A 20885-nucleotide genomic window follows, 5' to 3' on the forward strand; every position below is an offset into this window, starting at 1 on the left:
GAGCGCGGCCAGGGCACCGGCGCGACCGGTGCCAAATAGCGATGGAGAGAAGGCGTGCTGGGCGGCTACTCGATGCGAGCGTCGCCCCAGGTCACGACGAGGGGGCCTGCGGTGTCGGCCCCATGCTGGCGCGCGATCAGCTCGATCAGCTTCACGCCGCGCAGGTCGGCGCGGAGTTCGCGCGCCGGTTGGTTGAACTTGGTGGGCGGCGTGGCCGCGAGGCGGCGGCCATCACCCCAGACTTCGAAGCTGACCGCAGCGGTCTTGCCGCGCGTCGAGTCGTCCACGCCGACGCGGGCAACGAAGCGTTGCGAGCCGGCGGGCACCTGCACCTGCAGCCGCGAATCGGCCAGCACGCCGACGCCATGGCGGAAGGCCTGGCGCTGCACGCTCAAGCCCTGGTCGTACGGCGTCGAGTCGGCGCGCGGCCCGCCCCAGCCGGCGTAGGCCGGGCGCGTGCCACCGTTGTCGGTGGTGGACCACGAGGCCAGCGCGCGGTAGCCGATGGGGTCCTGTTCCAGCGCGCGGATGCCGTCGCGCRCCACGTAGACGTTGCCGGGCCGCTCGGAGACGAAGTAGCCGCGCGGCAGCAGGTGCTTGCCGGTGGCGGTGAACAGCAGCGCCTCGCGCGGCTTCAGCTCGAACTCGCGCTTGTCCGTGAACGTGCCCGCGTCGGCGCGCGCCCAGGCGTCGCGCAGCACGACGGGTGCTGTCGCGTCCATCTTCAGGTGTTCGGCGGTCAGCGTGAACTTGGCGGCAGCACCCGTGCGGTTGAACAGCAGCACGGCCTTGCGTCCATCGGCCAAGCTCTTGACGAGGATCTGCCGGTCACTGTCGGCATAGGCGAGCACGCCCTGATGGCCGGCCGGGTCCTGATTGATGGCGACGACCTCAGGCGCCTTCAGGATGTCGATGAGGGCGGGCGGCGCCTTCGACAGGTCCGTGCCGATCATCAGTGGCGCGGCCGCAATGGCCCACAGGCCCATGTGCGTTCGGGCTTCGAGCAGATGGTTGCCGTCGAAGTCGCCATTGCCGATCTCCAGCATGTCGGGGTCATTCCAGCGGCCCGGGCCGGCGTAGAACTCGCGCGTAGCCACAGTGTCGAAGTTGTGCACCATCTGCGAGAAGCTGGGTGCGATGTCGCGGCTCGTGCGCCACATCGTGCCCACCTCGGCGCCCCAGCTGCGGACGTTGGCGGCGCCCCAGAGGCAGACCGACAGCACATAGTCGCCATGCGGCCGCACGCTGCGCAACGCCTGCGTGACGCGGCCGTAGAGGGCGCKGGCGCCGTCCATGTCGGACTGGTTGGCATTGCCCTCGATGACCGTCGGCCCGAACTCGCGGAAGCGGCCCGAAGTGACCGGGGGGCGGTCCTTGCCGTACGACGACAAGCCGCAGCCGTCCACCTTGATGAAGTCGAAGTTCCAGTCGCCGAAGTAGAGCGCGATGTCGCGCTCTACGTTGTCCATCAGCCCCACCTCCCGCTCGGCCTGGCTGCCTTCGGGCAGGTTGGGGCTGTCGGTGTTGTAGGCCTGCGAGCAGGCGTTGCGGCCGATGTCGGAGTACAGGCCGGCCTTCAGCCCCATCGCGTGGATCTTGTCAGTGAAGGGGCGCAGCGACGTGCCGGCCGCGCCGCCGGTGCCCGCGCTCGGGAACAGATTCGTGCGCACCTGCATGCGGCCGTCGCTCGCGCGGCGCTGCCGCCACCAGCCGTCGTCGATGTTGATGTTGCTGTAACCCGCCGCGGCCAGCCCGGTGTCGACGATGACCTGGGCCGAGTCAAGCACCCTCTGCTCCGTGAGGTCCATGTGGAAGGCATTCCAGCTCGACCAGCCCATCGGTGGCGTCGGCGCGCTGCCGACGCCCTGATGGGCCCAGCGGCCGGTGGAGGCCAGGGGTTGCTGCTGCGCATGGGCGGTGGCAAGGAGCAGGGTCAAGGCGAGGGTGATCGGGGCGAGGCGATGCTTCATGCGGTGCGGGTCATCAGGCGGCCGAAGGCGGCGGGAAGGTGGAAGTCCGGCTCGGGGGTGTGCGTCGGGCTCCAGCAGGAGTAGACACGACCCGCACCCTGGCCCTCAACCCGGAACAGGTTGAGCCGCCAGCCGTCGTCGGCGCCGCCTGCACTCTGCATCGGCACGGCCAGCTCGGCCGTCCACACCTTGTGCTTGGCGTCGATGTGCGCCTTGGCGCGGCTCTCGCCGACGATGCGCTTCTTGCCCGAGGCCTCGACGGCGATCTCGAGCAGCAGGCCGTTGGGTGACACCTCGACCTCGCGATAGCTCTTCAGCCCTGCGCGGTCCGGCGCCTGCAGGAAGACTTCGACGACGTCACGCTCCCACAGCGGCCAGATGTCCGTGGCGGATGCCGCACGCTCAAAGGTGTTCAGCGTGTCGAACTTGCAGATGAAGCGCAGGTAGAGCTCATTCGCACCGCGCAGCAACTGCACACGGGTGGATTGCGGGCCGGCGAGCGCCTTGCCCTGCCAGTCGTGGCGGAAGAAGGTAGCGGGCGCGTCGGCCCATTGCGAGGCGAGCGGGAAGCCGTCGGCACCCACTTGAGATACCTTGGCGGCGAAGGCGATAGGCAGCGAGTCTGGCGTTTCAGGTCGCGCTTCGATCAGCAGGCTGTGCGTGAAGCGAACGGGCAGCGTGGGCTTGTCTGCGCTCACCACGCCAAGCTCCTTGCCCGTCAGCGAATCGCGCAACTTCCAGCGGCCATGTGCCAAGCCACGCAGCGTCACCGGACCATCCCAGCGCTCGGCATAGAAGGCGTAATGCAGCGCCCCGCCCTGCTCGACAACATGGGTCTCGGGCTTGTCAAAGCCCAGGTCATACAGCTCGCCGCGATAGCGGCCCTCGGCCAGACGCTGGCGGTTGTAGAGGTCCACCCACTGGCGCCAGTGCTGCTCGCGCTCGGGCGTCAGCAGGAAGGAGTCCTTGGGCTTCGGGTCCACCGGCCAAGTGAATTTGCTGGCGACGACGGCACCGATGCCGACGCTGGATGCGAAGTCCTCGCCACCGGTGCTCAGCTCCACATGGTCGCCCGCGTAGGCGGCCCATGGGCCCATCAGCGCCTTCAGCGTCTTGCCCTTGTGGCGCACTTGCCAGCTCGACAGGGGGTCGGACGCCGGCGCCTGGTCCATGAAGGGCATGTTGTGGAAGGCATAGCCGGTGCCGCAGGGGCAGACCTCCACCACCGCTTCCGGGTTGGCCGCGTGGGCCGAGTCGTGCATGACCTTGTAGAAGTCGGCGAGCTTTTCCACCGCGTCTTCTGGCCGCGCATGCTTGTGCGCGGGGTTGAAACAAGGCGCCACGCCGTTGAGGTGTTGACCGTCGACCTTGAGGCCATCGAAACCCCAGTCGCCGATGATCTTCTTCACCGTGGCGGCCAGGCGGGCCTGCGTCTTCTCGTAGGCCGGGCAGAGGTAGAAGCTGTTCCACCACGTCACGTTCTGCACCGCGCCGTCCTTGTCCAGCAGCAGCAGGTCGGTGTGGTCGTGCAGCTCGTCGCTGCCGGGCGCGACCGCCAGCGGCGCGATCCACAGGCGCGCCTTCATGCCGCGGGCATGGATGTCGGCGACGAGTGCCTTCATGTCGACCTCGCCCTTGGGGAACTTGGCGAGGTCGGGTGTCCAGTCGCCGGTCTTCACCTGCCAGCCGTCGTCCAGCACGGCCCACTTGAAGCCCAGTTCCTGCACCTTGGGCAGCGTGGCGCGCACATAGTCGAGCGAGAAGTCGCGCTCATAACCCCAGGCGCACCACTGCGCCTCGTAGGCGCTGGTCGGCGGCTCGGGCGCGGCCAGGCCCTGCGCGGCCATCAGGCGGCGGTAGCGGTCCAACGGCACAAAAAAGTCGCCGCGGTGCACGGCGATGAAGGTCTGCGGCGTGGTGAGCGTGGCGCCGGGCGCCAGCGTCTGCGGTGATTCGCCGCGCAGGGAAATGTCGACCTGGTCGCCGCTGGCCTTCACGGGCAGCGCGACGAGCTGCGGTTGAAGGGCCAGGTGCCCGATGGCCAAGCCGACCTCACGCCGCCAGACATCGACGACCGGCGTGCCGCCGCCGTAGTCCGACGCATTCATGCCCATGAAATTGCGCTGCTCGAAGCCGCGCTTGACGGGCTGCACCCAGTCGCGCCGGTCGGCGTGGCTGGCGCCGGAATACGTCCACCAGCCACCCGCGTGGCGCGGCGCTGCGGCCAGGCGATGGGCAGCGTTGACCCAGGCGTCAATGGTCAGCGGCTTGTCGCCGGTGTTGACGTAGGTCACGTCAAGCAGCGCCACGCCGGGGTGCTCGTCGAGCAACGTGACCGTAACGCGCTTCTCGATACCGTCCGTTGAGCGGCCGACGAGGCGCAGCGTCTGACCGGCGCCGAAGGGCGTGGCAGCCCTGCCCGGCTCGGCCTGCTTCAGCGCAAAGCGGCTCAACGCCTTGCCCTTCACAACCAGATGCTCGCTGGCATCAAACCCCGTCAGCTGCACCGGTTGCTTGCCAGCCAAGCTGACGATACGGCAGCGCATCTGATCGTCGAACTGCAGCGACAACGCGCCGTCCTGCACGCGCACATAGCCCTTGCCCTCAGCTTGGGCAAGCGGCAATTGCGTGGCCAGCGGCGCGGCGCCCAGCCACTGCAGGAAGGCCCGGCGTGCCGTCATCGCTTGCCGCCCCAGGCGCCGGGGAAGGTCCGCTCGGCGTTCAGGTGGTAGAGCTTGTCGACGACCTCACGCGGCAGCGCCAGGCCCTTCACCGGCTTGTCGAGGTCGCTCACCTTGAAGCTGTCCGCCGTGTTGAAGTAGCGCCAGTGCATGCGCCACACGCCCTCGGCTTCCCTGGCCAGCGCCGCGCCGTCCTGGTCCGGCGCCTGCGACATGTCGCTGCCATACAGGATGCGGTCCTGGTATTTGATGAAGAAGCGGCGCACGCGCTCGCGGTCCTTCTGGCTCTGGTATTGCAGCTGACCGATGCGCGCGGCAACGTCGACCTTGGCGTTGGGGAAGCGGTCCAGGAAGGCGGCCAGCTCATCCACGCTGCGCTCCAGCGAGGCGAGGTGAACGCCGATGAAGTTCAGGCCCGGGTGCGCCGCCACCATGCGGTCGCGCGCGGCCATCTGCGCTTCCCAGCTGGGCATCTCGGGATGCAGGGCCATGTGGTATTGCGGGTGGGCCTTGAAGTATTCGCGGTCATTGTTGACCGTCATCTTGTCCAGCGGCAGCCAGCAGTTGTGGGGCTCGCCCTGGTGGCCGAGCAGCGGGATGCCTTGTTTGGCGAAGTCGTCGAACAGCGACGCGAAGCGGGCGTCGTCGATCATGACGAGCTTGTCGTCGGCACCCTTGAGGCCCATGCCGATGTTCTTCCACACCTTCACACCGACGGCGCCGGCCTTCATGGCCGCCGCGATGCGCTGGCGCGTGGCGGGAAGCCATGCAGGTTGGTCCGAACCGTCCACCGAGAAGCTGGCCGCCCAGGCCACGTCCTTGGGGAACTGCTTCTGCAGCTCGATCGCCACGCGCTGCTGATCGCCCAGCGGCGGGAAGTCGGGGTAGTCGACGTTGATCGTCAGCACCTTGAACTTCTGGCGCTTGGCCGCCGCCATGAAGGCCGGCGCGGGGTTGTGCAGATGCAGGTGGGTGTCGATCTTCACGACACGGCTGTAGTCGGCCATCGTGTAGCTGGCCCCATCTGCAGCCTGTGCGGATAAAAAGGCCGCCCCGGCAAGCAGGGCGGCAACACGGAGGAGATCTTTCATCAGAACTTGATCGAAGCGCCGACGGTGAACGAACGGCCATAACGGTAGTAGCCCTGGGGCAGCTTCACGCTCTCGTTGCCCAGCGTGTACTCCTGCGTCGCGTCGGTCAGGTTGTTGCCTTCGATGCTCAGGCGCAGCCACTTGTTGACCTCGTAGGCAATCTGGGCCGTGGCCCAGGTCACGGCCTTGGCGCGCTCGTTGAAGCCGGCGCCCAGCACGTTGGTGGCGGTGACGAAGGCGTCGGTGTGGTCGGCCGTGGCGCTCATGCTCCACGGGCCTTTCTCGTACAGCAGGCCGAGCGACGACGTGGCCGGCGCGATGCCCTCGAGCGCGCGCTCCTCGCCGCCCACCCAGCTGCGCGACTTGTTGCGCGTGTACTGCGCCCGCACGCCGAAGCCGTTGTCGAACAGGTGTTGCAGGCCGATCTCGAAGCCGCGCGCGGTGGCCTTGTCGCCGTTGATGGGCCGGCTGACGTTGAACAGCCGGCCGCCCGGCGCGCCGATGTTCTGGCCCGTCAGGTACTCGCTGGTGATCTGGTTCTTGATGTTCTTCTGGTAGACGGCGAAGGTCAGCGCCGAGTCCTTGGCGTAGTACCACTCCAGCGACGCATCGGCCTGGCGGGCGCTGTAGGGCTTGAGCTCGGCATTGCCGCCGAACACCTGCGTGAAGTCGCCCCAGGAGATGCTGGCCGTGGTGCTCGTCGGCGCCAGCTTGTCCACCGACGGGCGGGCCATGGTCTTGGCGGCACCCAGGCGCAGCTGCAGGTTGTCGGTGAACAGCCAGGTGAAGTTGACCGACGGCAGCGCGAAGTTGTAGGTGGTCTCTTGCTGCACGACAGACGGCGGCGCGTAGATGGCCGTGTAGTTGAACGCACCGTTCTCGATGATGTTGGTGATCTTGGCGTCCCAGGCCTGGGAGGTCGTCTTGGTCCTCACGAAGCGCACGCCGGCATCGGCGTTCCAGCCATCGCCTGACAGGTCGGCCTGCACGAAGGCGGTGGTCGTCTTCTCCGTCACACGGTAGCTTTCGAGCGGGTTCCACGCCGGCGCTGAAGCCGCCGAGCTGTAGACGCCGCCGCCGGGGCGGGGCTTGCCGTCGTAGGCCTTCAGCGCCTCGGCGTAGTTGTTGACATCGAAGCCCAGGAAGCTGCGCGGGAAGTTGCCGCTGACGCCGTCCAGGAAGCCGTTGGGGCTCAGCGTCTGGTTGATGACGTTGCCACCCAGCGCGCCGACGTTGATGGCGCTGGCGCCCGAGTAGTGGCCGTCGCCCGCATTGAAGGCGTTGTTGATCAGGTCACGCGACTTCTTGCGGTTGGTCTGGCTGAGGCCGAACTTCAGCTGGTCGATGGTGAAGCGGTCGAGCTTCCATTCGAAGTTGCCGGTGGCGCCGCTGATCTTGTCGTCGATGTTGTCGCCGGCCCGGCTGTAGTAGTGTGTGTTGAAGTCACTGGCCTTGAACAGGCCTTGGGCCAGGCCAGTCTGCAGGTCGCGGCCGTCGGCGAATGTGGTCTTCACGTCAGGCACGGCCGAGCCGGTCAGCTGGATGCGCGTCACGTTGGGCTGGTTCATGCGCAGCACGACATAGCTGTCGTTGCCGCCGGAGTGGCGCTTGGAGGTGGACTCGTAGAGGTCACCCGCGAACTTCAGCGTGGGCGAGATCTTCCACTCCGCGTTGGCGCCGTACATCGACGTGTCCACCACGCGGTACTCGGTCTTGTTCAGCAGCTCGGGGTTGAGCGCCATCTCCGGGTCGGGGTTGGCCAACGTGAAGTCGGTGACCACGCCGTTGGTGATCTTCATGTTGGACCAGCGGCCCGGTGCGTACAGCGGGTAGAAGGACAGCTGGTAGCCCACCTGCGGCGAGTCGAGTCGCGTCTTGAAGCCATCGACCACCACCTTCACGTCGCTGCTCGGCCGCCACTCGACCTTGCCGGAGAGCGCCATGCGCTCCTTCTTCTCCATGATGGTGCCGAAGCGGAACTGGCCCGGCCCGATCAGGCCTTCCTCGTCGGGGTCCAACTGCCCGTTGCCGTTGGGGTCGATGGCGCCGCCCCAGGTGTTGCCCCAGGGCCAGAACAGCTCCGGCTTGTTCGGCGCCGGATTGCGGCTCCAGCCACCGTCGTTGCCGGCCGTGTCGGTGCGCACGTCGCGCTTGGCATAGACCACGCCGAGCAGCACGCCCACCTGGTCGCCGAAGGTGTTGCTGTAGGTGCCCGACAGCTTGGTGCCGTTGAGGCTGCTCATCTGGTTGCGGTCGGCTTCCACGCGCAGCAGGCCGCGCTGGCCCTTCTGGTCGAAGGGACTGGCCGAGCGCAGGTTCACCAGGCCGCCGATGGCACCTTCAACGAGGGAGGCCTGCGCGGACTTGACGACGTCGGCGCCGCTGATGACGTCGGCCGGCAGCACGTCGTAGGCGAAGTAGCGGCCGGCGCTGTCGGTGCCGAGCAGGCGGTTGTTGAAGGTCGTGATCGTGTACTCGGGGCCCAGCCCGCGGATGCTGACTTTCTGGCCTTCGCCACCGGCCGTGCGCGAGATCGACACGCCGGTGATGTGGCTCAGCGAGTCGGCCACGTTGTTGTCGGGGAAGCGGCCCAGCTCGGTTGCGCTGATGCTGTCCTGCACGCCGGCGGCGTTGCGCTTGAGCGCAAGGGACTTCTGCAGGCTGGCGCGGGTGCCGGTCACTTCCACACGGTCCAGCGTGTTGTCGGTCTCGGCCTTGGTGGCCTCCTGGGCCCAGGCCGGGGCGACGGCACCGAAGGCGGTCAGGGCCATCAGGCCGGCCAGCGTCAGCGGGTGCAGCGCGAAACAACGGGGTTGCAGGCGAGGACTCATCGAACAGTTCCTTTGATCTTGTGTGTCGGGGCTGCCGTCAGGGCAGCGCGATGTCATCTGCTTTGGATGCCGGGGCAGCTCTCCCCCGGTGCGGTGTGCCGGCTCCTCGGATGCCCCTCGAACCGGCTTGGCGCAAGTCTACGAATTCTTTCGTTTGATTTCGTATAGAGTTTTCACCGATGCCGAATGCTTTCGATGAATCATGCCACGAAAGGCTTCCACCTCGCTGACATAAAGGGAGAGGCGCGAGCTATATAGGGATTCGCCCCTCGCCTCCGGAATTTGGCATACGAAGGCGTTTTCGTCGTTGTGTTTTCGTTTTCGTTCGTTTATGCTTTCGCTCGAAAGTTCCAAACGGGACTTCCAGATCCACGAAAGACTTCCGATGCAGAGCAACTGGCTCACGTATGCACTGATCTCGACCATGCTCTGGGGCGTCTGGGGCGCCTTCACCGGCCTGCCGGCCGAGCATGGTTTCCCGGACACCTTGATCTATGCCGTGTGGGCACTGACCATGATCCCGCCGGCGGTCATCGTGCTGGCCCGCACGGGCTGGCGCATCGACCGCGACCGCCGCTCCGTCGTGCTCGGCCTGGCCGTCGGGCTGCTGGGTGCCGGTGGCCAGATGCTGCTGTTCCGCGCGGTGCAGTCGGGCCCGGCCTATCTGATCTTCCCGATCGTGTCGCTGTCGCCGGCGATCACCATCGCGCTGTCCTTCGGCCTGCTGGGCGAGCGCACCGGCAAGCTGGGCGTGGCCGGCATCGTGCTGGCGCTGTGCTCACTGCCGCTGTTCGACCTGCAGCTTGGCCAAGGCGGCCAGGCGGGTCAGCCGATGGGCCTGTGGTTTGTGCTGGCCCTGGCCGTGCTCGTCGCCTGGGGCCTGCAGGCCTACTTCATCAAGCTGGCCAACGCGGGCACCAGCGCCGAGAGCATCTTCTTCTACATGGCCATCGGCGCCCTGGCCTGCGTGCCGGTGTCGCTGTGGATGACCGACTTCTCCCAGCCCATCAACTGGGGCTGGCAGGGCCCGGGCCTTGCCGCCGTCATCCAGGTGCTGAACGCCATCGGCGCGCTGGCCCTGGTCTACGCCTTCCGCTACGGCAAGGCCATGGTCGTGTCGCCCATGGTCAACGCCGGCGCGCCGCTGCTGACGGCCATGCTGTCTATGGCCCTCAGCGGCGCCTCGCCCAGCGGCGCCAAGTTGCTCGGCGTCGCGCTGGCCCTGCTGGCTGCGCTGCTGCTGGCGCTGCAACCCGAAACGCCCTCCTCTTCTTCCTCTTCCCAACCCGTTCAAGGAGACGCCGCATGAAGCTCATGCTCGACCTCGTGCGCCGCCACAAGCAGGCAGCCAACGGTGATGTCGCCATTGGCATTCCCTCGGTCTGTTCCGCACACCCCGTCGTCATCGCCGCCACGCTGCGCGAATGCGCCGCCCAGGGCCGGCCGGCCCTCATCGAGGCCACGTCCAACCAGGTCAACCAGGACGGCGGCTACACCGGCATGACGCCGCTGGACTTCCGCCGCTATGTGCAGGGCCTGGCCGAGGCCGAGGGCCTGGCGCCCGAGCTGCTGCTGCTGGGCGGCGATCACCTCGGCCCCAACGCCTGGCGCAAGCTGCCGGCCAGCGCGGCCATGGCCAAGGCCGAGATCATGGTGGCGCAGTATGTGAGTGCGGGCTTTCGCAAGATTCACCTGGATTGCTCGATGTCCTGTGCCGGCGACCCGGTGCCGCTGCCCGAACCCGAGATCGCCGCCCGTGCCGTGCGCCTGTGCCGCGCTGCCGAGCAGGCATGGCGCGACGCGCCCGACCGTGGCGACCCGCCGGTGTACGTCATCGGCACCGAAGTGCCCGTGCCCGGCGGCGCGCATGAAGACCTGGGCGAACTGGCGGTGACGTCGCCCGAGGCCGCCGCCTCCACGCTGGAACTGCACCGCGACGCCTTCGCCCGCGCGGGGCTGGACCTGGCCTGGGAGCGTGTCGTCGCCATGGTCGTGCAGCCCGGCGTGGAGTTCGACCACCACAAGGTCATCGACTACCGGCCCGAGAAAGCGCGGTCCTTGAGCGCCTTCATCGAAAGCCAGCCCGGCATGGTTTTCGAAGCCCATTCGACCGACTACCAGACCCCCGAGCACCTGGCCCAACTGGCCCGCGACCACTTCGCCATCCTGAAGGTCGGCCCCGGCGTGACCTTCGCGCTGCGCGAGACGCTGTGGGCGCTGGCCGCGGTCGAGCGCGAATGGGTCGGCAAGGGCGAAGGCCTGGTCGACACCGTGCTGGGCGTCATGCGCGCCGAGCCCGAGCATTGGCGCGGTTACTACCAAGACCCGACGCGGCTGAATGTCGACCTGGCATATTCCTTAAGCGACCGCATCCGCTACTACTGGGCCCACCCCGCCGTGCGCGAGGCCTGCCGGACCATGCTGGCCCGCCTGGACGCCGCGCCGCCGCCGCTGACGCTGCTGAGCCAGTACCTGCCGCGCCAGTACGAGGCGGTGCGCGACGGCCGCATCACCACCGGCACCGATTCCCTGCTGCGCGACGGCACTGTCCAAGCCCTGCGCCCCTATCTGCACGCCTGCGCCGCCTGATCCCATGACATTGCTTCACCTCGACCCCACCGACCTCGACCACCGCGGCGCCACGCACACGGCCCGTGAGATCGCTCATCAGCCCGCCGTCTGGCAGACCGTTTACGCCCAACTGCAAGCCGAGCGCCCCGCCCTCGACGCCTTCCTGGCGCCCCTGCTCGCCCTGCCCCAGCTGCGCATCGTGCTGACCGGCGCCGGCAGCTCGTCCTTCATCGGCCAATGCATCGCGCCCGCCCTGTTGCGTCACCTCGGCCAGCGCCCCGGCATCCGCGTCGAAGCCGTGGCAACGACCGACATCGTCTCCAGCCCCGAACAATGCCTGCAGCCCGAGGTGCCGACGCTGCTGGTGTCCTTCGCCCGCTCCGGCAACAGCCCCGAAAGCCTGGCCGCCGTGGAGCTGGCCGACCGCTTCATCAAGACCTGCCACCACCTCGTCATCACCTGCGCGGCGGACGGCACGCTGAACCAACGCATGGCTGGCCAGTCCCATGCGCGAGTGCTGCTGCTGCCCGACGAGACCAACGACCGCGCCTTTGCGATGACGTCCAGCTTCAGCGGCATGCTGTTGGCCGCGGCCTGGGCTTTCGACTTGCCGCTCGCACCGGTGGCCGACCTGGCCCGCGCCGCGCAGACCTTGGCCGAGGGCGAGATCGACCGCCTCTATGCACTGGCCGAACAGTCCTTCGAGCGCATCGTCTTCCTCGGCAGCAACACGCTGCTGGGCCTGGCCCGCGAGGCCGCGCTGAAGATGCTGGAGCTGACCGACGGCAAGCTCGTCGCCATGGCTGACTCGACACTGGGCTTTCGCCACGGGCCCAAGACCATCCTCAACGACAAGACGCTGGTCGTCATCATCCTGTCCAACGACCCCTACACGCGCCAGTACGACCTCGACCTGCTGCGCGAGCTGCGCCAGCAGGGCCCGGCTCGCGTGCTGGCCCTGCGTACGTCTGCGCTGAACGGTGCCGAAACTACGCATGCCGACGACGTCCACCTCGCCCTGCCTGCGTCCGCCCCCGACCTGGCGCTGGCACCCGTGGCACTGGTGTTCGCGCAATGCCTGGCCCTGCTCGCCTCGCTGCAGCTCGGCATCACGCCCGACAACCCCAGCGCCTCGGGCACCGTGACCCGCGTCGTCAGCGGTGTCACCATCCATCCCGTGACACAGCAGTAGTAAGGATGACTTCCATGTTCCTCGGCATCGACGGTGGCGGCACGAAGACCGCCTTCGTCCTCGTGGACGAGATCGGCCGCCTGCTCGCGCGCCACGAGTCGACGACGAGCTACTACATCGAGATCGGCTTCGACGCACTGCGCGCGCTGCTGTGCGACGGCGTGCAGGCCGCGCTGCGCCAGGCCGGCGTGGCGGCCAGCGACGTCAGCTACACCTTCGCCGGCCTGCCCGCGCATGGCGAGGACAGTGAGCTGCTCGGCACCTTCGACGCACTGCTCACCGGCGTGGTGCCACACAGCCGCGTCGGCAACGACATGATCTGCAGCTGGGCCGGGTCGCTGGCCGGCGCCGACGGCATCAGCCTCGTTGCCGGCACCGGCTCCATCGCCTATGGCGAATGGATGGGCCGCGGCGCGCGCTGCGGCGGCTGGGGCGAAGTCTTTGGCGACGAAGGCTCGGCCCACTGGCTGGCGCGCGAGACCCTGGCCCTGTTTTCGCGCATGGCCGACTGCCGCGCCGAGCCCGGCCCGCTGCTCGGCCTGGTGCGCGAGCACTTTGAGCTCAAGCATGACCTCGACCTCTGCGGCGAGATCAACGGCAGCGCCGCGCGCAGCGAGCTGGCCCAGGTCGCCCGCCTGGCCACGGCCGCCGCCAACGCGGGCGACGTGCAGGCCCGCCAGTTGCTGGTGCGCGCCGGCGACGAACTGGCGGCCCTCGCCGCCGGCGTGGCGCGCAACCTCGGCATTGCCGGGGTCTGTGGCATCCAGGCCGTGCCCGTGTCCTATTCCGGCGGCGTGTTTGCGGCCGGGGAGCTAGTGCTGGGGCCGCTGCAGGCGGCGCTGGCGCGGCGCCTGCCGGGGTCGGTGCTGAAGACACCGCGCTTTGGACCTGAACTGGGCGCGGCGCTGTACGCAGCGCGCCTGGCCGGGCGGCCGTTGTCGGCCGAAGCGCTGGCGCGGTTGGACGCTTAAGCCGTCGATATCATTCGAAAGTCGGCCCCGCCCTTCAGCCCTGCATGCCAGCCTCCCTCTCACTGCCCGCGAAAACCGAAAGCCCGCTGCTCATCGACGAGCGGCGCCGGCTGATCCGCGAGTTGGTGCAGACGCAGGGCCGCGTCACGGTGGACGAACTGGCCGAGCGCTTCGGCACCTCCGTCGTCACCATCCGCAGCGACCTGAACTCGCTGGCCTCCACCGGCGCTGTGCTGCGCACCCACGGCGGTGCACTGGCCCAACGCGACACCGAGGAAGTGCCCATCGGCGTGAAGCAGAAGCTGCGCCACGAGCAGAAGGTGCGCATCGCCACCGAGGCGGCCAAGATGATCCGCGACGGCGAAACCATCCTGCTCGACTCGGGCTCCACGACCGAAGAGATTGCCAAGCAGATTCGCGGTCTGCGACTGACGTCGCTGAACGTCATCACCAACGCGCTGAACATCGCGGCGCTGCTGGCCACGGTGCCGCACGTCAACCTCATCATGCCGGGCGGCCAGTTGCGGCCCAACTCCTTCTCGCTGTCCGGCCCCCAGGCCGTGGCCGCGTTGCAGGGCCTGTATGCCGACCGCCTCTTCCTCGGCGTCGACAGCCTCGACCCCGACATCGGCCTGATGACGCCCCATCTGTTGGAAGCGCAGTTGAACGCCCAGATGATGAAGATCAGCCGCCAGGTCGTGGCCGTGGCGGACGCGTCCAAGCTGATGAAGCGCAACCTGTCGGTCATCGCCCCGGTGGAACAGCTGGACATGCTGATCACGGACACCGGGGCGGATCAGGCGATCGTGGATCAGTTGAGGGGGCGGGGGATTGAGGTGGTGTTGGCTTAGGACTGCGTGTGACCAAAGCGATTCAGCCAAATGAAGAGGCGGCGGCTATTGCCCAGGAGTTCATTGATTTCGTCAACGCGCAATGCGGCGCGTACATGGATGCTCTCGCTGGCTACGCAGGTCACCACACAAAGGTTGAGCGTCAGGTTCACCGCATCCTTCGGCCGACGAAGACTGGTTTTAACGAAGCTGCCCAAAAGGTTGTCGTTTGGACTTCGTACGAAGACCCCTCGCAACCCGACGTAATCTTGGACCGCATCACGAGAGCTAATGACTACATGGCGGCGAACGCTCCTGGTGGCTCAAACGAGCAACAACACGCGCGCTCCATAGTCATCTTCATCTATGCATATTGGGAGCTGGAGATACGCCAGCGACTAGCGGATTCGATGCAGGTAAAGCTGAATATGGTTCAGTCAGACGTGATGGGCGATCTTCGAATCTTGCGCAACGCGATTCTTCACAAGAAGGCGTTTCTGCACGCTGACGATTTCGGAAAGCTGACTGTCACGCAAGACCTCTTTCCGAGCGAACAAAGGTTGCACATCGGCTATGAAGATCTCCAGCAGATCTTTGTGCGCGTAAAAAGAGACTGCGCGCGAATTATCTTGGAGTGTCTTGGCGCGATGGAATCGGCGCCATTCGATGTATCGCAGCTCACTGGTGTTGCTCTGCAAAGAAGCAGGAAGCCAGGCAGTTAATTGCGCCTGCCAATGAGGTGCGACCTCATGCTCACCTGCCGGCGCGGCACGAGGTGCCGGAGCTCCCCCACTACCGCGTGCCCAAACTCTCACCGATCGCGCCACCGTGCGTCCAGCCCGGCACGTTAACGTGATACCGCAAGGCCTTGCCAGCGCCCGTGGTCCAGAGTTGCCCGCGCTTGACCATCTCCGCCAGATCCCGTGTCGCCGTCGCCTTGGATGCGCCGGTCATCTTCATGTACTTCTCGGCGTTGAGCCCGCCCACGAAACCACCGTCACCGTCGTCGAGCAGCCGCTGCAGCACCTTGCGCTGGCGTTCAGGCAGCCCGGCGATGCCGTGGTGCTCCGCAAACCGGCGCTTCACGAGGGCGGCGTCCATCGTGGCGCTGGCCGCCGAGTAGGCGGCAGCACACTGCTGCGCGAACCATTGGACCCAGCTCGTCACGTCCATGCCGCCACGCTGGCAGAGATTCAGTTGGTCGTAGTAATCGGAGCGGCGCTCCAGCAGTTGCCGCGACAGGCTGAACAGCCTGACCGGCGTGCTGAGGTGCTGGGCCACGGCCATGTCGACGAGGGCGCGGCCGATGCGGCCGTTGCCGTCCTCGAACGGGTGGATGCTTTCAAACCAAAGGTGGGCGATAGCGGCACGCGCAAGGCCGTCCAGGCGTGCCGCCGAGGAAGCGCCGCCGGGCGCGGTGTCGTTGAACCAGTTGATGAAGCGCGCCATGTGCCGCGGCACATCGGCCGATGGCGGCGCCTCGTAGTGGACGACCTCGCGGCCGGGCAGGCCGCTGATGATCTGCATCGGGTCTTCGTGATCCCGATAGCGGCCCACGGCGATGCGTTGAACACCTGAAGTGCCGCCCGGGAACAGCGCCGATTGCCACCGGCAGAGCCGGTCTTCATCGAGCGGCGTGCCGGATGCGGTGGTCGCGTCGTGAACGACGGCGACCAGGCCGTCCACGGCACGGTCGATGGGCCCCGGCGCCTTCAAGCCCATGCGGCGCATGACCGACGACCTGACGGCGTCCAGAGACAGCCGCTCCCCTTCAATGGCCGCCGTGGTCAGCACCTCGTCGGCCATCGAGTCGAGCGCGACGTCGCTGGTACCGGTGAAGCCGATGGCTGCAGCCTTGCCTTCCATGACGCCATGCAAACGGTAGGCCTGGGCCAGGTCGGCGCTGACGACCGCATTGTCGTAAACGAAGTCCGGCCAGTCGGCGCGAAGCCAGTTCCAGGGGCGTGCTCTCGCGGTCATGAGCCGCAATTTAGCACTATCGGCTCAAATTGTGAGCCGAATTACCAGAATTGCGGCTCAAGCGCCCTGGCCCGCAGCCTCCGGCACCATCGCCGTCACCTCGATCTCCACCTTGGCCCTGTCCTCCATCAGCGCCGACACCTGCACGGCGCTCATGGCGATGCCGTAGTCGCGGCCCAGCACGTCGCGGTAGGCCTGGCCCACCTCGCGGCCGCGGGCGATGTACTCGCGCTTGTCGATGAGGTACCAGGTCATGCGCACGATGTGCTCGGGCTGTGCTTGCGCCTCGGCCAGCACGGCGCGGATGTTGAGCAGGGTCTGGCGCACCTGGGCGATGAAGTCGTCGCTGTCGAACTCGCAGCGCTCGTTCCAGCCGATCTGGCCGGCGACAAAGACCTGCCGGCCGCTGGCCGCGACGCCGTTCGCATAGCCGCGCGGCTGGGTCCAGCCGGCGGGCTGCAGGATTTGCTTGTTGTGGTTGCTCATGTGTTTGTCTCCTGTTGTGCGGCGAGCGAGCGCTCCAGCGCGGCACGCAGATCGGCGGGAAAGGCCTGGGGCTTGTGGGTGGCGAGCGAGGTGCAGACCAGCACCTGGGTGAATTCGACACGCGTGCCGTCGGCGCCGTCGAAAGCGATGCGCAGCGTCATCGAGCCGCCGCCCAGGCGCTCGATATGGATGGTTTGCACGAGGCGGTCGCCATGGCGGCTGACGCGCAGGAAGCGCGTATCGAGTTGGGCCGTTGGCATGCCGACCTGGCGCTGGCCGATCAGCACATCGAAGGGCAGGCCGAGGTCGCGAGCAAACCAGTCCTCGATCAGCTCGTTGAGCATCTCGAAATAGCGCGGGTAGAAGACGATGCCGGCCGGGTCGCAGTGGCCGAAACGCACGAGTTGTTCACGTTGGAAAGCAAAGCTCATCGTCAGACTCCCACGTGCTTCTGCCACAGCGCCGGGTCGGCTGCGAGCGCCGCCGATGGGCCGGCCCAGGCGACGCGGCCACGCTCAACGACGGTGTGGTGGTCGGCCAGGCGGATCAACCGCTGCACGTACTTGTCGACAACCAGGATGGTCTGGCCCGCTGCGCGCAGAAGGTCCAGGCAGCGCCAGATCTCCTCGCGCACGAGTGGGGCCAGGCCTTCGGTCGCCTCGTCCAGCACCAGCAGGCGCGGGTTGGTGACCAGGGCGCGGCCGATGGCCAGCATCTGCTGCTCGCCACCCGACAGCTGCTGGCCCATGTGGCCGGCGCGCTCGGCCAGGCGCGGGAAGAGGCCGTAGACGCGCTCGACCGTCCACGGCTCGGACGCGTCGCTGCGGTTGGCCGCGAAGGCGCGCAGATGCTCGTGCACGCTGAGGTTGGGAAACACCTGCCGCCCCTCCGGCACCAGCGCCAGCCCCAGCCGCGCGATGCGGTCGGCCGGCCAGCCGGTGACGTCCTGGCCGCAGAAGCGGATGCGGCCGGCGCTGGGCGCCATCCAGCCGCACAGGCAGCGCAGCAGCGTGCTCTTGCCCATGCCATTGCGGCCCAGCAGCGTGGCCACCTCGCCGGCTTGCATGGTCAGGTCCAGGCCAAACAGCACCTGGCTGGCACCGTAGCCGGCTTGCAGGTCCTTGATCTCGAGCAAGGCCGTCATACGGCCGCCTCCAGCTCGTCGCCAAGGTAGGCGCGCTTCACCTCGGCATGCTCGCGAATCTCGGCCGGCGTGCCGCTGGCGATGACGCGCCCGGCCACCAGCGTCGAGATGCGGTCAGCGAGGCGGAAGACGGCGTCCATGTCGTGTTCGACCAGCAGCAGCGTCAGGCCTTCGCGCTTGAGTGCCTGCAGCAGCTCGACCATACGGGTGGACTCGTCCGGACCCATGCCAGCCAGCGGCTCGTCCAGCAGCAGCAGGCGCGGCTTGGCAGCCAGCGCAAGGCCGACTTCAAGCTGGCGTTGCTCGCCATGCGCAAGCTCGCCGGCGGTGCGGCCGGCCTGAGCCGTCAGCCCCACCCGTGCCAGCAGCGCGTCGGCTTCTGCATGCGCGGCCGCGTCGGCGCGCGCGGTGCGCCACCACGACGGCGCGCCCTCGCGCCGCGCCAGCACGGCGAGCACGAGGTTGTCGCGCACCGAGCAGGGCTTAAACAGACTGGTGATCTGGAAGCTGCGCACCAGGCCGGCTTGTACGCGACGGGCCATGCCTTGCCGCGTGACGTCCCGACCATCGAAGACGATCTGGCCCGCGTCGGGCGCGAGGGCGCCGGAGATCTGGTGGATCAGCGTCGTCTTGCCGGCACCGTTGGGGCCGATCAGTGCATGCAGTTCGCCCGCCCGCACCTCGAAGCTCGCGCCATCGGTCGCCGCCAGCGCGCCGAAGCGCTTCACGAGTTGTTTGACTTCAAGCACGGCGCCAAACCCCTGCAAGGCCACGCGGCGCATACAGCACGACGAGCAGCAGCAACGCGCCCAGGCCGAGCTGCCAATGCAGCGTGTAGCCCGACAGCAGCTCTTCCAGCAGCAGCAGCGCCAGCGCGCCCAGTGGCCCGCCCCACAGCGCGCCCGCACCACCGATGATGACCATGACCATCAGCTGGCCGGACTGCGACCAGTGCATCAGATGCGGCGACACCAAGCCGTTGAGGTTAGCCAGCATGGCGCCGGCCAGGCCCGCGATGGCGCCCGCGAGCACGAAGGCCTGCCAGCGCAGTGCGAACACCCGCCCACCCGCGGCGGCCACACGCACCTCGTTCTCGCGCGCGCCTTGCAGCAGCCAGCCGAAGGGCGAGTTCACGACGCGCTGCAGGCCGGCCATGACGATGGCGAAGAGTGCGAGCGCCACCCAATAGAAGTTGGCGTCGTCCTTCAGGTCCAGGCCGAAGCCAAAGGCCGAGCGCTGCGCCAGCGGCAGGCCGTCGTCGCCGCCATAGGCCTTCAGCGACACGGCGAGGTAATAGAACATCTGCGCAAAGGCCAGCGTGATCATGATGAAGTAGACGCCGCGTGTACGCAGGCTGATGGCGCCGATGAGGGCCGCAGCGATTGCGCTGACCCCCATCGCCGCCGGCCAGGCAATCCAGGCCGACGTGATGCCCGCGTCCATCAGCACGCCCACCGTGTAGGCCCCCAAGCCGACATAGGCCGCATGTCCGAAGCTGACGAGCCCGCCAAAGCCGAGGATGAGGTTGAGGCTGGACGCTGCGATGGCAAAGATGAGGATGCGCGTGCCGACGACCGTGTAGAACTCCAGGCCCATGGCCTGCAGCAGCAGTGGCAGGGCTGCGAGCAGGGCCAGCAATGGCCAGATCCAACGGCCGAGCCCGCGGTGGTGGAGGCTGCGCGCTTCAGCCATGGGCGGGAAAGAGGCCGCGCGGCTTCCAGAACAAGATGGCCGCCATCAGCACATAGATGAGGATGGAGGCCAGCGCCGGGCCGAGGTTGGACGCGACCTCGGGTGAGGCGAGCTGGCGCAACGCGGCGGGCAGCAGCGTGCGGCTGGCGGTGTCCACCAGGCCGACGAGCAGCGAGCCCACCAGCGCGCCACGCACCGAACCGATGCCGCCGACGACGATGACGACAAAGGCCAGGATGAGGATGCTCTCGCCCATGCCAACCTGCACGGCGAGCAGCGGGCCGAGCAGCGCACCGGCCAGCGCACACAGCGCCGCGCCGAGGCCGAACACGGCGGTGAACAGCTTGCGGATGTCGATGCCCATGGCGGTGGCCATCTGGCGGTTGGATGCGCCGGCTCGCACCCACATGCCCGCGCGGGTGCGGGTGACGAGCGCCCACATCAGCAGCGCGACGGCGAGGCCGACACCGATGATGAGCAGGCGGTAGGCCGGGTAGAACAGGCCGGGCAGCAGTTCGACAGGACCTGACAACGCAGCGGGCGTGTTCAGCATCAGCGGCTGGTCGCCCCAGAGGATGCGCACCGCCTCGTTGAGCATGAGGATCAGCGCGAAGGTGGCGAGGACTTGGCTGAGGTGGTCGCGGGCGTAGAGGCGTCGCAGAAGTGTGACTTCGAGGGCCATGCCGAGGATGGCGGTGCCTACGAGTGCGGCGAGAACGGCCAGCAGGAAGGAGCCAGTTGCGCCTGCGACCGCCGCGGTCAGGTAGGCGCCGACCATGTAGAGCGAGCCATGGGCCAGATTGATCATGTCCATGATGCCGAACACGAGGGTCAATCCTGCGGCGAGCAGGAAGAGCATCAGGCCGAATTGGAGGCCGTTGAGGAGTTGCTCGGTGATGAGGATCCAGTCCATCAGTTGGGTGCTTTCCCAAGCTGGGGCTTTGCGCCACTGCCCAGCGGGGAGTTCGCCCCCGCGGGCGACCTACTTTCTTGTGCGCACAAGAAAGTAGGCAAAGAAAGCGCCCCCGAACCGCCCGCCCCTTTGCTTCGCAGCGGGGTGCCCTGCGATGCTCGGTCCTTGAGGCCCCCGCGCAAAACTCGCGCCGCTACGCTCTGCTCAAACAGTTGCGCGGAGTCAGAGCTTGAAGCGAGCTTCGCTCGCGGCCTCAAGGCCCTGCGCTTCTCGGCGGGCTCAGAGGGGGAAATAGAAATGCCTCGTTGCGAACGGCCTTCGGGCTTGGCTGTCGGCTGCTCGGTTGTTTCGGGAGCCTCCCCTTCTAAACCGCCGAGAAGCGCAGAAGCCCGGGGCGCGAGCGCAGCGAGCTTCGACGACTGACTTCGCGCCCCTTTGTTTGAACGGAGCGTAGCGAAGTGAGTTGGGCGCGGCCCCGGGCTTCGAGCATCGCAGGAGACCCGGCTCCGCCGGGCGGTTTTGCAGGGGAGAGC

The 20885-nt window shown here is 67.5% G+C and carries 17 protein-coding genes; 6 read left to right on the plus strand and 11 right to left on the minus strand.

The window, feature by feature from the left end:
- Positions 1-65: 65 nt before the first annotated feature.
- The 4 genes from ACXJKJ_RS13115 to ACXJKJ_RS13130 are packed head-to-tail and all read right to left on the minus strand — an operon-like array spanning position 66 to position 8573.
- Positions 66-1970 (minus strand): NPCBM/NEW2 domain-containing protein, encoded by a 1905-nt coding sequence (locus ACXJKJ_RS13115; protein ID WP_457390409.1) that lies wholly within the window; start codon positions 1968-1970, stop codon positions 66-68.
- Positions 1967-4651 carry an alpha-galactosidase gene (locus ACXJKJ_RS13120; RefSeq protein ID WP_457390410.1) on the minus strand — a complete coding sequence of 895 codons (2685 nt, stop codon included), beginning with the start codon at positions 4649-4651 and terminating at the stop codon, positions 1967-1969. The genes ACXJKJ_RS13115 and ACXJKJ_RS13120 overlap by 4 nt, the downstream gene beginning before the upstream one ends.
- Positions 4648-5742: an amidohydrolase family protein gene (locus ACXJKJ_RS13125; RefSeq protein WP_457390411.1), complete on the minus strand. Its 1095-nt coding sequence runs from the start codon at positions 5740-5742 to the stop codon at positions 4648-4650. Before ACXJKJ_RS13125 ends, ACXJKJ_RS13120 begins: the two co-directional genes overlap by 4 nt.
- The gene (locus ACXJKJ_RS13130) at positions 5742-8573 is read right to left on the minus strand and encodes a TonB-dependent receptor (RefSeq protein WP_457390412.1); all 2832 of its coding nucleotides are present in this window, start codon (positions 8571-8573) and stop codon (positions 5742-5744) included. Before ACXJKJ_RS13130 ends, ACXJKJ_RS13125 begins: the two co-directional genes overlap by 1 nt.
- A gap of 385 nt (positions 8574-8958) precedes the next feature.
- Between ACXJKJ_RS13130 and ACXJKJ_RS13135 the strand changes: the two genes are divergently transcribed.
- The 6 genes from ACXJKJ_RS13135 to ACXJKJ_RS13160 are packed head-to-tail and all read left to right on the plus strand — an operon-like array spanning position 8959 to position 14859.
- Positions 8959-9882 carry an EamA family transporter gene (locus ACXJKJ_RS13135; RefSeq protein ID WP_457390413.1) on the plus strand — a complete coding sequence of 308 codons (924 nt, stop codon included), beginning with the start codon at positions 8959-8961 and terminating at the stop codon, positions 9880-9882.
- A complete protein-coding gene (locus ACXJKJ_RS13140; protein WP_457390414.1) occupies positions 9879-11162 on the plus strand; it encodes a D-tagatose-bisphosphate aldolase, class II, non-catalytic subunit in 1284 nt (427 codons plus the stop codon). Before ACXJKJ_RS13135 ends, ACXJKJ_RS13140 begins: the two co-directional genes overlap by 4 nt.
- Positions 11163-11166: 4 nt before the next feature.
- Positions 11167-12336 (plus strand): SIS domain-containing protein, encoded by a 1170-nt coding sequence (locus tag ACXJKJ_RS13145; protein ID WP_056193554.1) that lies wholly within the window; start codon positions 11167-11169, stop codon positions 12334-12336.
- Positions 12337-12350: 14 nt separating this feature from the next.
- Positions 12351-13307 (plus strand): N-acetylglucosamine kinase, encoded by a 957-nt coding sequence (locus ACXJKJ_RS13150; protein WP_457390415.1) that lies wholly within the window; start codon positions 12351-12353, stop codon positions 13305-13307.
- 44 nt (positions 13308-13351) lie between these two features.
- Positions 13352-14158: a DeoR/GlpR family DNA-binding transcription regulator gene (locus tag ACXJKJ_RS13155; RefSeq protein WP_056193548.1), complete on the plus strand. Its 807-nt coding sequence runs from the start codon at positions 13352-13354 to the stop codon at positions 14156-14158.
- Positions 14159-14166: 8 nt separating this feature from the next.
- Positions 14167-14859, plus strand: a complete 693-nt coding sequence (locus tag ACXJKJ_RS13160) for a hypothetical protein (RefSeq protein ID WP_056193545.1) — start codon at positions 14167-14169, stop codon at positions 14857-14859.
- A 70-nt stretch (positions 14860-14929) separates the two neighbouring features.
- On the opposite strand, the gene ACXJKJ_RS13165 is transcribed toward ACXJKJ_RS13160, so the two are convergent.
- Genes ACXJKJ_RS13165 through ACXJKJ_RS13195 form a run of 7 tightly spaced genes read right to left on the minus strand, consistent with a single transcriptional unit; the run spans position 14930 to position 20352 of the window.
- Positions 14930-16117, minus strand: coding sequence for a DUF4172 domain-containing protein (locus tag ACXJKJ_RS13165; RefSeq protein ID WP_457390416.1), 1188 nt, complete (start codon positions 16115-16117; stop codon positions 14930-14932).
- 57 nt (positions 16118-16174) lie between these two features.
- Positions 16175-16603, minus strand: a complete 429-nt coding sequence (locus tag ACXJKJ_RS13170; RefSeq protein WP_457390417.1) for a RidA family protein — start codon at positions 16601-16603, stop codon at positions 16175-16177.
- Complete coding sequence (locus ACXJKJ_RS13175) at positions 16600-17034, minus strand: acyl-CoA thioesterase (protein WP_457390418.1); 435 nt, start codon at positions 17032-17034, stop codon at positions 16600-16602. Before ACXJKJ_RS13175 ends, ACXJKJ_RS13170 begins: the two co-directional genes overlap by 4 nt.
- Positions 17035-17036: 2 nt before the next feature.
- Positions 17037-17747 (minus strand): ABC transporter ATP-binding protein, encoded by a 711-nt coding sequence (locus ACXJKJ_RS13180; RefSeq protein ID WP_394326311.1) that lies wholly within the window; start codon positions 17745-17747, stop codon positions 17037-17039.
- A complete protein-coding gene (locus ACXJKJ_RS13185) occupies positions 17744-18529 on the minus strand; it encodes an ABC transporter ATP-binding protein (RefSeq protein WP_056193533.1) in 786 nt (261 codons plus the stop codon). The genes ACXJKJ_RS13180 and ACXJKJ_RS13185 overlap by 4 nt, the downstream gene beginning before the upstream one ends.
- Positions 18489-19385, minus strand: coding sequence for a branched-chain amino acid ABC transporter permease (locus tag ACXJKJ_RS13190; RefSeq protein WP_457390419.1), 897 nt, complete (start codon positions 19383-19385; stop codon positions 18489-18491). The genes ACXJKJ_RS13185 and ACXJKJ_RS13190 overlap by 41 nt, the downstream gene beginning before the upstream one ends.
- 46 nt (positions 19386-19431) lie before the next feature.
- Entirely contained in the window at positions 19432-20352 is a 921-nt protein-coding gene (locus ACXJKJ_RS13195) for a branched-chain amino acid ABC transporter permease (protein ID WP_457390420.1), read from the minus strand.
- Positions 20353-20885: the final 533 nt, after the last annotated feature.

This window comes from Roseateles sp. P5_E1, assembly GCF_054049335.1.